At 64.9% G+C, this 14,460-nt stretch carries 14 protein-coding genes; 5 read left to right on the top strand and 9 right to left on the bottom strand.

Annotation, left to right across the window (positions count from 1 at the left end):
- Positions 1 to 2: 2 nt before the first annotated feature.
- The 3 genes from BMW90_RS22250 to BMW90_RS22240 all read right to left on the bottom strand — a co-directional run bounded on the left by BMW90_RS22250 (position 3) and on the right by BMW90_RS22240 (position 3,971).
- Entirely contained in the window at positions 3 to 1,892 is a 1,890-nt protein-coding gene (locus BMW90_RS22250; RefSeq protein WP_074839397.1) for a TRAP transporter permease, read from the bottom strand.
- A gap of 75 nt (positions 1,893 to 1,967) precedes the next feature.
- Entirely contained in the window at positions 1,968 to 2,969 is a 1,002-nt protein-coding gene (locus tag BMW90_RS22245; protein WP_074839395.1) for a TAXI family TRAP transporter solute-binding subunit, read from the bottom strand.
- A gap of 60 nt (positions 2,970 to 3,029) precedes the next feature.
- Entirely contained in the window at positions 3,030 to 3,971 is a 942-nt protein-coding gene (locus BMW90_RS22240; protein WP_048534808.1) for a dihydrodipicolinate synthase family protein, read from the bottom strand.
- 179 nt (positions 3,972 to 4,150) lie between these two features.
- On the opposite strand from BMW90_RS22240, the gene BMW90_RS22235 reads away from it, so the two are divergent.
- The 4 genes from BMW90_RS22235 to BMW90_RS22220 all read left to right on the top strand — a co-directional run bounded on the left by BMW90_RS22235 (position 4,151) and on the right by BMW90_RS22220 (position 7,171).
- Positions 4,151 to 5,152, top strand: a complete 1,002-nt coding sequence (locus BMW90_RS22235; protein ID WP_211569008.1) for a LacI family DNA-binding transcriptional regulator — start codon at positions 4,151 to 4,153, stop codon at positions 5,150 to 5,152.
- Positions 5,153 to 5,314: 162 nt separating this feature from the next.
- Positions 5,315 to 5,548: a hypothetical protein gene (locus BMW90_RS22230; RefSeq protein ID WP_211569006.1), complete on the top strand. Its 234-nt coding sequence runs from the start codon at positions 5,315 to 5,317 to the stop codon at positions 5,546 to 5,548.
- A 143-nt stretch (positions 5,549 to 5,691) separates the two neighbouring features.
- Positions 5,692 to 5,871 carry a lyase family protein gene (locus tag BMW90_RS27095; RefSeq protein WP_306456270.1) on the top strand — a complete coding sequence of 60 codons (180 nt, stop codon included), beginning with the start codon at positions 5,692 to 5,694 and terminating at the stop codon, positions 5,869 to 5,871.
- 154 nt (positions 5,872 to 6,025) lie between these two features.
- Positions 6,026 to 7,171, top strand: a complete 1,146-nt coding sequence (locus BMW90_RS22220; RefSeq protein ID WP_306456269.1) for a pyridoxal-phosphate-dependent aminotransferase family protein — start codon at positions 6,026 to 6,028, stop codon at positions 7,169 to 7,171.
- Positions 7,172 to 7,262: 91 nt separating this feature from the next.
- Here the strand turns inward: BMW90_RS22220 and BMW90_RS22215 are convergent, their stop codons facing one another.
- Positions 7,263 to 7,997 (bottom strand): GntR family transcriptional regulator, encoded by a 735-nt coding sequence (locus tag BMW90_RS22215; protein WP_074839387.1) that lies wholly within the window; start codon positions 7,995 to 7,997, stop codon positions 7,263 to 7,265.
- A gap of 131 nt (positions 7,998 to 8,128) precedes the next feature.
- Here BMW90_RS22215 and BMW90_RS22210 point away from each other — a divergent pair, with 131 nt between their 5' ends.
- Positions 8,129 to 8,896: a hypothetical protein gene (locus tag BMW90_RS22210; protein ID WP_074839384.1), complete on the top strand. Its 768-nt coding sequence runs from the start codon at positions 8,129 to 8,131 to the stop codon at positions 8,894 to 8,896.
- On the opposite strand, the gene BMW90_RS22205 is transcribed toward BMW90_RS22210, so the two are convergent.
- From BMW90_RS22205 to BMW90_RS22185, 5 genes are all read right to left on the bottom strand, one after another.
- Positions 8,870 to 10,282: an amidase gene (locus tag BMW90_RS22205; RefSeq protein WP_048534566.1), complete on the bottom strand. Its 1,413-nt coding sequence runs from the start codon at positions 10,280 to 10,282 to the stop codon at positions 8,870 to 8,872. The genes BMW90_RS22210 and BMW90_RS22205 overlap by 27 nt on opposite strands.
- 4 nt (positions 10,283 to 10,286) lie before the next feature.
- Positions 10,287 to 11,594 (bottom strand): TRAP transporter large permease, encoded by a 1,308-nt coding sequence (locus BMW90_RS22200; protein ID WP_074839382.1) that lies wholly within the window; start codon positions 11,592 to 11,594, stop codon positions 10,287 to 10,289.
- Positions 11,595 to 11,654: 60 nt separating this feature from the next.
- Positions 11,655 to 12,209 carry a TRAP transporter small permease subunit gene (locus tag BMW90_RS22195; protein ID WP_074839379.1) on the bottom strand — a complete coding sequence of 185 codons (555 nt, stop codon included), beginning with the start codon at positions 12,207 to 12,209 and terminating at the stop codon, positions 11,655 to 11,657.
- A 74-nt stretch (positions 12,210 to 12,283) separates the two neighbouring features.
- The gene (locus BMW90_RS22190) at positions 12,284 to 13,318 is read right to left on the bottom strand and encodes a TRAP transporter substrate-binding protein (RefSeq protein WP_048534571.1); all 1,035 of its coding nucleotides are present in this window, start codon (positions 13,316 to 13,318) and stop codon (positions 12,284 to 12,286) included.
- Positions 13,319 to 13,356: 38 nt separating this feature from the next.
- Positions 13,357 to 14,118: a maleate cis-trans isomerase family protein gene (locus tag BMW90_RS22185; RefSeq protein WP_074839377.1), complete on the bottom strand. Its 762-nt coding sequence runs from the start codon at positions 14,116 to 14,118 to the stop codon at positions 13,357 to 13,359.
- Positions 14,119 to 14,460 lie beyond the last annotated feature (342 nt).

The raw sequence follows: 14,460 nt of genomic DNA, 5'->3' as shown, positions 1-14,460 counted from the left end.
GATTACTCCGCCGGGTTGGGGATGCCGTCGGTCTTGGCGCGCCGCGACAGGGCGGCGACGCCAAGGGTCAGGCTCCAGCCAAGTGCCAGCGCGATCATCCAGGGGGTCGAGCCCGAGGGCGCGATCACCGCCACCAGACCAGCCGCCCCGATCGGCAGGCGCGAGGCCCAGCCCAGGGGCCGCCCGGCCCAGCCGCCGAAGGCCACGGCCCAGAGCGCGGTGGAGACCAGGAGCGACAGGGCGCTGAAGCCGATCTGCGCCGCCGTGCCCTGGGCGAGGACGCCCGGATCGAAGACGAAGGCGAAGGGCACGAAGAAGGCCACCAGCGAAAGGCCGAAGGCCGCCAGCGAAGTCTTTACGGTAGAGGCCTGGCCCACGGCGGCGGCTGCAAAGGAGGCCAGCGCCACCGGCGGGGTCACCATCGATAGCACGCAGTAGTAGAAGATGAAGAAATGCGCGGCCAGCGGCGGGATGCCCAGGTCCTGGATCGCCGGAACGAAGAGCACCGCGCCGATGATATAGGCGGCGACCGTCGGCAGGCCCATGCCCATGACGATGCAGCCCACCATGGCCAGCATCAGAGAGAGGTAGATCGACCCTTCCGAGAGCGACAGCAGCGAGCCGGCGAACTTCAGCGCCAGGTTCGACTGCACGGCCACCGCGATGACGATGCCGATGGCGGCAATCGGCACGGCGACCTCAGCCACTTGTTTCGGGGCATCGCGCAGGGCGTCGACGATTTCCTTGCCGCCGATCCAGGTGGCGCGGCGCAGGAAAGGCACCACAAGGCAGGAGAGCGAAGCGATGACCGCGGAATAGGCGGCGGAATAGCCGCTGACCAGCGTGCCGATCAGGATCAGCGGCGGCAGGATCAGGTGCAGCCGCGGGGCGATCGGGGCGATCTGCGCGATCTCCTCGGCGGTCATCGCCCGCACGCCGTCACGGCGGGCCGAGAGATCGACCACCATGATCAGCGCGAGGTAGAAGGCCACCGCCGGGATCAGCCCGGCCAGCGCGATCTGCGCATAGGGCACGCCCAGAAGCTCGGCCATGATGAAGGCCGCGACCCCCATGATCGGCGGCATCAGCTGACCGCCGGTCGAGGCGATGGCCTCGATCCCCGAGGCGCGGTGCGCCGGCACGCCGGTCTTTTTCATCAGCGGGATGGTGAAGACGCCGGTGGAGACCACGTTGGCCACGGCGGAGCCGGAGATCGAGCCCATCAGCGAGGAGCCGATGATGGCCGCCTTGGCGGTGCCGCCGGTGGCGCGGCCTGCGGCGCGGATCGCGAGGTCGATGAAAAGCTGCCCGCCGCCGACGGCCGCATAGAAGGCGCCGAAGAGGACGAAGTAGAAGATGAAGCTGACCGAGGTCGAGGTGGTGATGCCCAGCACGCCGGCGGTGGTCATCGTGGTGATCTCGGTCGCGGCCTCCGCGTCGAAACCGCGAAAGTTCAGCCAGCCGGGCAGCAGGTTGCCCCAGAGGGCATAGGCGATGAAGGCCAGCAGCACCCAGACCAGCACCCAACCCACGGCACGACGCGAGCCTTCGAGCAGCAGAAAGACCAGCAGAGCGCCGAAGAGGATGTCGGTGGTGAAGATCGGCGAGACGTTCTCCATTCGGGTGGTCAGCCGCTCGAAGCCGATCAGGTAATAGCCGAGCACCGCGACGGCGCCGAGGATCAGCAGCGCGTCGATCGCGCCGCAGAGCCAGCGGGGCAGGGTCTCGGAGCGCAGCGGCTTATAGAGAAACAGCAGGACCAAGGCGGCACAGAGGTGCACAGGACGTTCCAGCAGCGGTTGCTGTGCCTCGAACAGGAGCCAGCTCTGGAAAGCGATCAGGGCAAGGCCGATCGCAAAGGCGATGGCCGGGACGGGGTTGCGGGACAGCATGGCGGGCACGGTCTCCTCTCTTCAGCGCATCGCGGGACAGGGGTGCGGCCGCAGCGGGCGGCCGCACCAAGCCGATCACATCAGGCCGGCTTCCTGGTAGTAGCGGATCGCACCGGGGTGCAGTTCGATGCCGGTGTTCTCGGGCAGCATCGCCCGCGTCGGATCGAAGCGCGACCAGGCGCCATGCGAGCCCTTGAGTTGCTCGGCGTTCTCGATGATCGCCTTGGTGATCTTGTAGGCGGTCTCCTCGTCGAGATTGGCGCTGGCAATGAGCACGGTGCCGAGGTTGGCGCCGGCGGTGGCCGCGGTCTGGCCCTTGTACCACTCGGGGCCGTAGGTGCCGGGGATCAGGCCGTTCTGCGCTAGCAGGTCCATGGCGGCCTCCGGCACGTCGAGGAAGACCACGTCGGTGGTCAGGGCGACTTCTGTGATCGTCGGATGGCCCTTGATCATCGTGTCGATGTAAATGTCGGCATTTCCGTTGCGCATCTGGTCGGGGATCTGGCCGGTGCCGACCTGGATCACGTCGCCACCGTTTGCCTTGATCTGATCGACCGAGGTGCCCAGCCCTTCGAAGATCATCTGCGCCACCGGCACCGCCGATGAGCCGACCGGCTTCATCAGCACCCGCACCGGCTTGCCGGAGGCGAGGATCTCGGTCAGATCGGTGGTGCCCATCTCGTCGGTGAAGGCCTTGCGCGCCATGACGCCGACGTAGACGGAGTTCAGGCCGCCGACCAGCGCGCGGATGTCGGGGGCCGACATGCCCTGGTAAACATCGGCGCCTTCGGCGGCCCAGACCGCAGAGGCGACGTTGGACAGCGCGATCTCGGCCTTGCCGCCCTGGACGACCATCGGGTTGGCGACGCCGCCGCCGCGGGCAATGACCTCGACCGAGTTCTTGCCGAGGATCGGCTCGATGATCTGCTCCAGCGTCGCGGCAAAGACATACCAGGCGGAGCCTTCGCGCATGGCGCCGATACGAATTTCGGTCGCGGCCACTGAGGTCGCGGCGATGGCGCCGGCGAGCGTGGCCGTTGCGGCAAGCCGCAGGCCGGAGAATTTGAAGTTGAACATGGTTTCCTCCCTTGGGTTCAATGTGCCCCCGGTGCGGGACCGGGGGCAACCGTCTGCGGGTTACTCGGCGGCTACGGCCAGTTCGACCCGGCCGATGCCGGCGGCCTCGAAGGCGGCCTCGATCTCGCGCTCGGCCGCTTCGCCGAGGTCCTTGAGCGGTTCACGGATCGTCGCATGGTCCAGAAGGCCGCGATGGCGCAGGCCGATCTTGAGCGCGACGGTGCCTTCCATATGCGAGCCACGGTGATAGACCGCTTGCGTGACCGGCAGAAGCCGCTCGAACACCTCGCGCGCGGCGGTGTAATCCTGCGCCTTGCCGGCGGCGATCAGATCGATCAGCAGTTCCGGCGCGATGTTGCCATAGCCGACCAGCAGGCCGTCAACGTCAAACATGGTCGGCAGCAGCCATTCGTCGTGGCAGGACAGGATTTGCAGATCCGGCTGGGCCTCTTTCAGCGCCGGAATTTCGACGTACCAGCGCTTCATGTCGCGCACGCCGTTCTTGGTGGCGACGCAGCCTTCCTGCGCGGCGATGTCGAGCTGGGTCTCGAGGTCATAGTTCGCCTTGGTCGCGGCCGGGTACTGGAACAGGATGGTTTGCAGGCCGCCCTCTTGGTAGATCGCCTTGTAGCGGTCCTGCGGCGCGCCCTTCTGGAAACCGAAGCGCAGCCAGCCGTGGTTCGGATAGACGAGCGCGCCGGTGGCGCCGGCGTCGTAGGAGCGCTTGGCCTCTTCCGCGGCCACCTTGGTGCCCTCGCCAGTGATGCCGGCGATGATCGGAATGTCGACCGCGTCCCTGTAGGCCGCAATCAGCTCCAGCCGCTCTTCGGTGGTCAGGAAGGTGCCTTCGCCGGCGTGGCCGAGGATCACCAGCGACTTCACCTCGTCAAAACTGGCCAGCCATTTGGCAATGCGGACGTTCGCCTCGATGTCGAGCGAGCCGTCGCGATTGAAGGCGGTGACGGGGGCGGGGTTCAGGCCGCGCAGGTCCATGGATTGCATTTCGGAAACTCCTCCAGATGCGTTTTCAAAACTGTCTGACCCGCCGTTTCAGCCCGTTTTGGGAACGATTGCGGGAACGTTCCCAAAACAGCATTGCCATGAGGTCGTGTCAAGTGGTAGTTTTTGCCTACGGCGCAGATCGCGTCTGAGGAGGACCCATGGCCGAGGGCAGTTCATCAATGAAAACAAAGGCGCGCGTGACCCTGCACGACGTCGCCCGAGAGGCCGGCGTGTCCAAGTCGACGGTGTCGCGGATGCTGGACGAGCGCCTGCCGAACTCCGATTCGCCCAAGGCGCGACACGTGCGCGAGGTCGCCCGCAAGCTTGGCTATGTCCGCGATCTCTCGGCCGCGAACCTGCGGCGCGGCTCGACGGGGACGATCGGTGTCATCGTGCCGCGGTTGACCGACACGGTGATGGCGATGTTCTACGAAGCGGTCAGCGCCGCCGCGGCCCAGCAGGGCCGCTTCGCCATCGTGGCCACCACCGACGACAGTCCCGACGCCAGCCGCAAGGCCGCCGAGGCGCTGATCCGGCGCGGCGTCGACGGGCTGATCCTGACCACCGCCCGCGAAGGCGACCATTTCGGCGAGGCACTGCGCGAGCGCGGCGTGCCCTTCGTCTATGCGCTGCGCCACAACGGCGCCAGCGCCGCCTCGGTCGGCGACGACAAGCTGGGCGGCTACTTGGCGACGCGGCACCTGATCGACCTCGGCCACCGCCGGATCGGCATCGTCGCCGGGCCGGACTATGCCACCAGTTCCCGTGGGCGGCTGGCCGGATACCTGCACGCTCTGGAAGAGGGCCAGATCGCCGTCGCGCCGGAGCTGATCGTGCCCTCGACCTTCAGCATCGACTCCGGCGAAGCGGCGGCCCGGCATCTGATGGAACTGACGAGGCCGCCAACCGCGATCTTCGCGATCAACGACAATACCGCGATCGGCAGCATGTCCGCGATCATGCAGTCCGGGCGCAGTGTCCCGGAGGATATTTCCCTGGTCGGCTACAACGACATTCCGATCGTCAGCCGGCTTCCGGTGCCGCTGACCACCGTGCGGGTGCCGTTCGACCGCGTGGCGGAGGTCGCTCTGCACCTGCTCTTCGAGGCCGCCGAGACGCCGGAGGTCAGAAAGATCACGCCGAGCCTGATCCCGCGCAAATCTACGGCACCCTTGGGGTGAAGGAAACGAATCTCAAGTTGCGCAATCGGCGATGCATCCAGCAAAGCGGACAGGGCACGGCAGCACGAACCGCCGAGTGCCAGATCCCGATCGCTGATCTCACCGGTATCGCGGTACAAGATATCGCGATGGCCAACGCTGTGTTGGTCGCTCGACGTCTCGGTGCGGGCGCAGGTTCTGAGCCTGCTCTGCGTGGTGCAGGACCGGCTCGGGCTGACCTATTTCTTCATCCGCCACGATCTCGCCTTGGTGCGCTACCCCTGCGACCGGGTGGCGCTGATCCACTGCGGCGAACTGGTGGAAGAGGGCGAGGCCGATCGGATTTTTGATCATTCCGAGAGCGCATATGCCCGGATGCTGATCCAGCCAATGCCGGAGGTGCGGGTGCCGGCCTGAGAACGCGGGTCAACACTCCAGACGGCTACGCCGAAGCGGCGGTGTCAGAATTGGTGCAGGCTACGGGTCTGACGGTGAAACTGGCCGGTGACCTGATCGAGGCCTCCTCCGATACGGGAGCCTATGTTGCCTTCTAGTATGTCCTGAAGCGGATAGAGGTGAAGCTCTCGAAAATCTGCAATGACCTGACGCTTTTGTCCTCTGATCCGCACTGCGGGTTTCATGAAATCAGGCTGCCGCCGGTGCAGGCAGGGTCGCCGACCGTGCCCGGCAAGGTGACCCCGGTGATTCCGGAGGTGGTCAAGGATGGACATACACCATGAGAATTTGTATAACCCTATATAAACAACAATTTAAAGAAAATTTGATTTAAAATAAAAGTCTGCTATCCTCGCTCTCGAAAAGCTTGATACCAGGAGGTTCACGACAATGCGCAAACCCGGACGTCATTTTCTGCAGATACCCGGTCCAAGCACCGTGCCTGACCGTATTCTGCGCGCCATCGACCAACCCGTGATCGACCACCGCAGCCCGGAATTCGGCGATCTCGGTCGTCGCGCGCTTGAAGGGATCAAGACGATTTTCGGCACCGACGCGAATATGATCATCTATCCGGCCTCCGGCACCGGTGCCTGGGAGGCGGCGTTGGTCAACACCATGTCCGCAGGCGACAGGGTGCTGATGTGTGAAACCGGCCATTTCGCCTGGCTGTGGCAACGCCTCGCCACGCGCTTGGGGTTGCAGCCAGAGCTGATCGACACCGATTGGCGGCAGGCGGCGGATGTCGCGGCAATCGAAGCCCGCCTGCGCGCCGACAGCAGCCATGAGATCAAGGCCGTCTGCGTGGTGCACAACGAAACCTCGACCGGCTGCACCTCGGACATTGCCGCGATCCGGGAGGCGATGGACGGCACCGGCCATCCCGCGCTTTTGATGGTCGATACGATTTCGTCGCTGGGTTCGGTCGATTATCGCCACGATGCCTGGGGCGTCGACGTGACGGTCGGCGGGTCGCAGAAGGGATTGATGTTGCCGCCGGGCCTGTCGTTCAACGCGGTGAGCGAGAAGGCAAGGGCCGCGTCGGTAGCAGCCGATCTGCCGCGGTCGTTCTGGGACTGGAGCGAAATGATCGCCGCAAACGCGACCGGCTATTTCCCCTACACACCGGCGACGAACATGCTTTACGGGCTGGTCGAGGCGGTAGACATGCTGCACGAAGAAGGGCTGGAGGCCGTCTTTGCCCGACACAAGCGCCACGCTGAAGCCACCCGTCGCGCGGTGACGGCCTGGGGGCTAGAGGTGCTGTGCCGCGTGCCCGACCATTATTCGCCTGTTCTGACCGCCGTGCTCATGCCCGAAGGGCAGTCTGCCGATGTCCTGCGTCGGACCATCCATACCGAATTCAACATGTCATTGGGCAATGGCTTGGGTCGGCTTCAGGACAGGGTGTTCCGCATCGGCCACCTGGGCGATTTCAACGACCTGATGCTGTTGGGCACGCTCTCGGGCATCGAAATGGGGCTGGCGCGCGCCGGCGTGCCTCATGAACGCGGCGGGGTACAGGCGGCCCTTGATTTCCTGTCCCAGACGCCGGACGCAGCAAAGGCCGAACGTGCGGCCTGACCGAAATAACCTCCCTGAACTTCGGCCGGGCTTTGTGCCCGGCCTTTTTTCGCGCTGCCCGCCTGTAGCGGAGGCGCCCTGCCGCGAGCGATTACTGCGCGGCCGCCTGATCGGTTTCCGCCTCCCAAAGGGCCACAAGGCGGCAGGCCTCGTTGCCGGCGCGTTCGAGGTGGGCCTGCCAGACATCGCGCGCCCTGTCAGGATCGCCGTCTCGCAGCGCCTGCATCAGGTTGTCGTGATCCCGCACCGACAGGTCGCGATGCCCGCGTGTGGCCACCGAAACGAACCGTGCGCGTTCGACATGAAAGGCCAGGCTGGTGCGGGTCCGGGTCAGGTCCGAGTTTTTGGCCGCATCCACGACGAGGTTGTGGATTTCAAGGTTGAGGTCGAAATAGGCTTGGAGGTCGTTGGCCTGATGACTCTCGATCATCTGGCGGTGCAGGTCTTCAAGTTCTTGCAGCTCGGCACCGGTAATTCGACGGGCGGCCAGTTCCGCCGCCAGCGCTTCGAGCCGCGAGATCACTTCGAACAGGCTGCGCGTGCCATCAACCGTAATCTCGGACACGCGGGCGCCACGGTTGGCGATCAGGTCCACGAGGCTTTCCTTGCCCAGGATCTTCAGCGCCTCGCGCATGGGGGTCAGCGACACGTCGAGCTCTTCCGCCAGTTCGGAAACCTTGATCTTTTCGCCCGGTGCCAGCCTGCCGGTGACAATCATGCGGCGGATTTCCTCGGCCACTTGCTCATGCAGCGGCGCCCGGCTGATTACCACTTTGCCGCGCGCGTCCACGCGACGGCGCGGATGATCCGATCTGCGTGTCTTCATCGTCGTCCTCCCATCGCCAGGCCTCTTCGTGGGCCTGCAATACCCCGGCCTTGTCGCGCGCGACCGCTTGCTGCGGGAAAGTGCAGGATTTAAAATTAAGTAAACTATATCAACATGAAAGTAGAGAACAAATGAAAATCGAAACCGGAGACGTGACGGAAAGTGCGCTGGCGGCCGCCTTGATCGAGGCACGCGAGGCAGGGGGGATCGTATCCCCCGAGAAGCTGCCGACGACCGATCCCAGCATGAAAGAAGCTCTTGGTATCCAACGCGAAGTTGTTCGTGCCACGGGCCCGGTCGGCGGCTTCAAGGTTGCCAACAAGCCCGGCGCTGATCGGATCATGGCGCCGATCTTCGCCAAGGACATTCTGCCATCTCCTGCCGTGCTGACGGTGCCGGCAGACGAACAGATCGGCATCGAGCTTGAGATCGGATTTCGCATCGACGCGCCGCTGCCGGGGCAGGGGGCGGCGAACCGGCGGCAGGCGATGGCCGATTGCCTCTCGCTGGTGCCGGTGATCGAGATCGTGCGCACCCGGCTGCCGGGGGGCGCCGCGCCGATGCTGAAACTGGCCGACAATCAGATCAACGGCGGGCTGGTCGTCGGCTCGCCGGTCAAGGATTGGCTGGGGATGTCGGTGGCGCAGGTGACGGCAGCTCTGACAGCCGGGGACACCGTTCTGCTGGAGGGCGCTGCGCAGGTGCCGGGCGGCGATGCCTTTGAAAACTTCCTGGTGCTGGAGGCGATGATCGGTGATCACTGCGGCGGGCTTTGCCCCGGCCAGGTGGTGATCACCGGCTCGCTGAATGGCCTGCCTTACGTGCAGGCCGAGACCACCGTCCGGGGGCGGATCGACGGTCTCGGTTCGGTGTCACTCGACCTCGAAATCCAGCGCTGAGGTTTCGGCGAGGGCCGGCCAGCGCCAGCCCTCGCATTCCGCCGCCAGATCGGCGGCCAGGGCGATCAGCCCTGCCTCGCTCCCCAGATCCCCGATCAGCTGGCACCCGATTGGCAGGCCCCTGCCGTCAAACCCGGCGGGCACAGCAAGGCCGGGATGACCTGCGGCATTGACCCAGCCGGTATAGATCGCATGGCCACGCGGCCCCACCGCTTGTCCGTCGATCACCGACGGATGGCTTTCTCCGGCGGGCCAGGGCTGGGCCGCCGCGCAGGGCATCAGGATGACATCCCAATCGCCGAAGAGCCGCGACGTCTCGGCCCTGAGCCGCTGCACCGCCTGCGTGGCGGCAAAAAGATCGCGCGCGGGCACCGCGTTGCCCTCGTCGGCCATGGCGAGGTATTGCGGCGCCGCCTTTTCCGGCATCGCCGGCACCGCCGCGCGCAGTTGCGCCAGCCCCACCTGCCCGAACCTTCCCCAGAAGCCCGCCACCTCGTCGAGATCGAGGGGCAGGGGGCCTTCGATCACCGCGTGGCCCATATCCGCAAGCCGCCCGGCCAGCGCGCGGGTGGCAGCAAGGATCTCGGGGTCGCAGGGATGTTCCTCGAGCAATGGCGCCGAAAGGATGCGCAGCCTGTCGTCCTGCCGGGACTTTGCCTGACAGCGTGACACCGGGTCGGCGCGATCCGAACCGGCCAGAACGCCATGCAGAATTTCGAGATCGCGGATGTCGCGGGCAAAGCTGCCAAGAACCTCGAAATCCATCAGGATTTGTGGCAGCCCGCCGCCTCGCGGAATGCAGCCCAGCGACGGTTTCAGCCCGTAAAGCCCGGTATGCCCGGCGGGTCGGCGGGTCGAGCCGCCGCCATCGGTGCCAATCGCCAGTGTCGCCAGCCCCGCCGCCACAGCGGCCACCGATCCGCCGGACGAGCCGCCGGGGGTCAGCGCCGTATCCCAAGGGTTGCGGGTCACGCCGAAGCGGGCATTGCCGGTATAGCCTTCGACGGCAAACTCCGGCGTGTTGGTCTTGCCGACGATAACCGCCCCCGCCGCGCGCAGCCGCGCCACGGGCAATTCGTCGGCCTCGGCCACCGCGTCGAACGTCCACCCGCCCCAGCAGGTCTTCAGACCTGCCACATGCAAGTTGTCCTTCACCGCCACCGGCACACCGTCGAGGGCCGACAGAGGCTGGCCCGCCTGCCAGCGCCTGCGCGACGCCTCGGCCTGCGCGGCCAGGTCGTCGGCCAGCGCGACATAGGCGTTGATCTGCGGATTGAGCGCCGCAATCCGCGCCTGAAGTTCCGCCATCACCGCCACCGGATCGGCGCGCCCCGCTCCATAGGCGGCCGAAAGCTCGGCCGCCGTCCATCTCCAGAACTCCGCCATCGCCCTAGCGCCCACTCATCGTTTCTGGCAGCCAGGTCACGATCTGCGGCACGAAGATCAGCAGGATGGTGAACAGCACCATGATCAACGCATAGGGGATCGCCCCCAGCACCACGTCACGGAACGGCCCGCCATCGGTGCGCACGCCCTGCACGACGTAAAGGTTCATACCGACCGGCGGGGTGATCATGCCCAACTCGCACATCAGCACGATGAAGATGCCGAACCAGATCGGATCGATGCCGACGGCCGTCACGATGGGCAGCGCCACCGGGATGGTCAGCACCTGCATCGACAGCACGTCCATGAACATTCCGAGGAACAGGTAGAAGACGATCAGCGCCATCAGCAACGCCCAGGGCGCCAGACCGAAAGAAGCGACCCAAGCGGTCATCGTCTGCGCGATCCCGCCAAGTGCCAGCGTCACATTCAGCATGAAGGCGGCGGTGATGATCAGGAGGATCATGCCCGTCGTCTTGGCGGTCTGGCGGAAGCAGTTGTCGAAGAACTCAAGGCTCAGCTTGCCCTCGCGGGCGGCAAAGGCCAGCGCCACCACTACGCCAAGCGCGGCGGATTCCGTGGGCGTGGCGATCCCGAAATAAATCGAGCCCATGACCACCGCGAAGATGATCGCCGGCGGCACCAGATGCTTGAGCGCGGCCAGTTTCATGGCCAGCGGCACCTTGGCCTCTTCCTCGCCATCGGACGCCGGAATGAAATAGCTCTCGCTCGCGATATAGACCATGAAGAGAAGCGTCAGCGCGATGCCCGGAATGATCCCGGCAATAAAGAGCTGCCCGATGGATTCATTGGCCAGAGAGCCGTAGATCAGCAGGTTGACCGAGGGTGGGATCAGGATGCCCAGCGTGCCCCCCGCCGCCAACGACCCCAGCGCCTGGCGCGAACCATAGCCGCGCCGCTTAAGGTTGGGCAGCGCCACCGTGCCCACTGTCGCCGCTGTCGCCACCGACGAGCCCGAGGTGGCGGCAAACAGCGAACAACAGCCGATATTGGTATGCAGCAGCCCGCCCGGCAGCCGGTTGAGCCAGATCGCCAACGCGCCGTACATGCGGTCGGCAATGCCGCTGCGCAAGAGCAACTCACCCAGCAGGATAAACAGCGGCACGGCGGTCAGGATATTCTCGTTCTGCACTCCCCAGATCACCGGCCCCATCGAATTCAGCAGCGGCCAGCCATAAAGAAGCACCCCGCCGATGACGCCCAGAACCACCATGATGACGGCAATCGGGAAGGACATGAGCAACAGCCCCATCATCCCGAAAAAGCCCGTGAAAACAACACCCACACCCATGTCTCTCACTCCCTTCTACGGGGCGCGCACGGCCCCGGATTGTTGCCGGATCGGGGCGGCCTAGCGGCGCCCCAGATCCTCCATTTCTTCCTGAAGTTCCTCGATGGCGCCTTTCGGATGGAATTCCGCGGTCACCTGATCGAGCCGGCCGTTGATGACATGCACCGTTGCCCGCACCGCCATGTAGATTGACGCCAATGCGAACAGGCAGAGCGCGGCGTACCAGGCGGCCTGCGGCCAGATCAGCGGCGTCGCCCAAGGCGTGGGGGCGGTCGAGCCATAGGCCAGCGTATCGACGATCACGATCCGGCCCACGTAGAGGATGAACAGCCCCAGCCCGGCAATCGAGACAATCGACAGCCAGTCCATCACCGCCTGCAACCGCTTGGGAAAACGCGCGTGAAGCACGTCGATGCGAATATGCGCCCGGTCGACCAGCGCCACCACGAAGGCGAGGCTGGAGCCGATCGCTAGCACGTAGCCGCCCAACTCGTCGGCGCCTTCGAAGGAGAAGTTGAACAGCTTGCGCGCCACGGTCTCGATCGAGACGAAAATCGACAGCGCAACCAGCGCGACGCCGAACAGGCGGGCGGCAAAGGCGGCGAAGTGTTCCATGACGTTCCCTCCGGCGAGCGTTCCGACAGGCGGGGAAGACGGGGCCGCGATGGCCCCGTCTGTGGTCTGATCCGTCATTGGGTCAGCGCAGCGTCGATCGCCGCCTTCCAATCCGCCGAGCAGGACGCATTCTGCTTGTCACAGACCTCGGCCCAGGTCGGGAAAGAGATCTCGGTCACCGCATTGCCGATGATGTCCTTGTCGGCAGCGCTGATCTCGACCAGCTTCAGGTCGTATTTCTTGACTGTCTCGCAGGGCTCTTCACCGATGTTGCAGCGCACCGCGTCGTCAAAGAGTTCCTCGGAATAGGTCCAGATATCCTCGACCAGCGTGTCGAATCCGGCTTCCAGCTTGGCCTGATCTTCTTCCGACAGCTTGTTCCAGGTGTCGAGATTGATGCCATAGCCGTTAAGCGCCAGCTGGAAGGCGACCGGCAGCATGTAGTTGGTGACTTCCGGCCAGCCGGCGGAATTGGCCGAGGACGGCCCGGTGATGGCGCAATCCACGACGCCACGAGCCAGCGATTGATGCACATCGGGGAAGCCGATGGGCACCGGCGTTCCGCCGACCGAAGAGACGAAATTGGCCAGGTTCTGGTCATAAACCCGCACCTTCTTGCCTTTCAGATCAGACAATTGCGCGATCTCGGGCTCACAGAACAGCACCTGCGGGCCGAAGGGCCAGACGCCCAGCAGTTTGGTGTTGAACTTGGCTTGCAGCTGCGCGTCAACCTTGTCCTGGAAGGCCGCCACGGTCTTGCGGCCGGTGTCGTAGTCGGGGTTCAGGCCCACAAGGTCGAGGCCCAGGATGGTGGGTTCGTCGCGCGACACCTGGCTCATGCGCAGCGACACGATGTCGAACAGCCCGGCCTTGAGAATGCGCAGTTGTTCGGTGTCCTTGATGCCGGTCACGTCGAGCGGCTTGTAGTCCACCGTGGCGTCGATGCCGGTCTTTTCGGCGAAGTTCTCGAAGAACGGCTGTTCCACGTTCTTCTGGATCAGGCCGGTGGCGACCGGCTGGCCCAGCGCCTTGAGCTGGTAGGTCTCCGCCTGAGCCGTCGCCGTGGCGGCGATCAGCGCCGAGGCGGCGAGGGTCATTATGGTTTTCATTCTTGCTCTCCTTGTTGGTCGGCCTTGCGGCCCTTGGGTTACGCCGTGACCGGCGTGGTTGCGCTGCGTTCCGGGAGGGCGCAGCGGAAGATGCGGCCCCAATCCGCCAGCGCCGCGGTATCGCGGCCGGCCAGGCGCAGGGCGTGCCAGAGGGTGACGGCGATGCTGTCGAGCACCGCGATGCCGGTGTCGCGCTCGATGCCGGGGGCGACGCGGGGGCCGTCGAAGTTGGTGCAGTAAACGGCAATGGCTTCGGGTTTGGCTGTCGCGACCTCCTGGATCAGGCCGGCGATCCGCTCCTCCGGATATGTCGCGAAGCTGAAGTTGCCGGGATCGCCAAGGTGGCGCTCGGCGGCGCAGGTAAAGCCCAACGCGGCAAAGTTGCGGACGATCGCCTCCTGCACCTCTTCGAGGTAGGGCGTGGCCAGGGCGTAGCGGCTGACCCCGAGGGCGCGGAATGCGTCGAGCGTGGCCAGGGTCGAGGTGGTCGCGGGCACGCCGGTGCGCTCGGTGATCGCGCGGACCAGCGCCGCGTCGTTGTCGGCGCCGAGCCAGCCGCCCGATGTGCCGCCCCAAGCGATGACATCGCATTTCGCGTCGGCCAGATGCTCGGCGGCTTCGAGTTGTGGCGCGAAGCTGAATTGCCCAAGTGCCTCGTCGCTCATGGCGATCTTCACCACCCGGAACCGCGCGAAATGTGCGGTGGTCCCCGGCGTGTCGGCCAGGATCTGGCTCACCCGGGGTTCCATGATGGTGTTGGATGAAGGCGTGAGCAGGCCGATACGGCAGGTCGAACTCATTCGGATCCCTCCTTGTGTGGATGGATTGATCGTGGGTCCGGTGCAGTCAAAGATCAAATAAAAAATTTAAAATGATGTAACATTTGGGAAATAAATGAAATAATCGTTCACGTAGGCAGGTTGATGAATTCTCGGGCAGTTTGAGAATGATTCGTGGGGCGGTGCCGCCATGTCCCGACATGATCACCGCAGCTGGGTTGATTCGGGGCCGCGGTTTCCGTGCGGCCGCACAGCACCTGACGTTGGGAAAGAGCGCACGGATGCGTCATGCCGCCACCCACAATTCCATACAGAGTACGGGGATGCTTGATATCGTATGCTTAAAATAAACATTAAAAACAG

This window comes from Marinovum algicola (genome assembly GCF_900109145.1).
Taxonomy (GTDB): domain Bacteria; phylum Pseudomonadota; class Alphaproteobacteria; order Rhodobacterales; family Rhodobacteraceae; genus Marinovum; species Marinovum algicola.
This window is presented reverse-complemented; position numbering and strand designations above follow the sequence as displayed.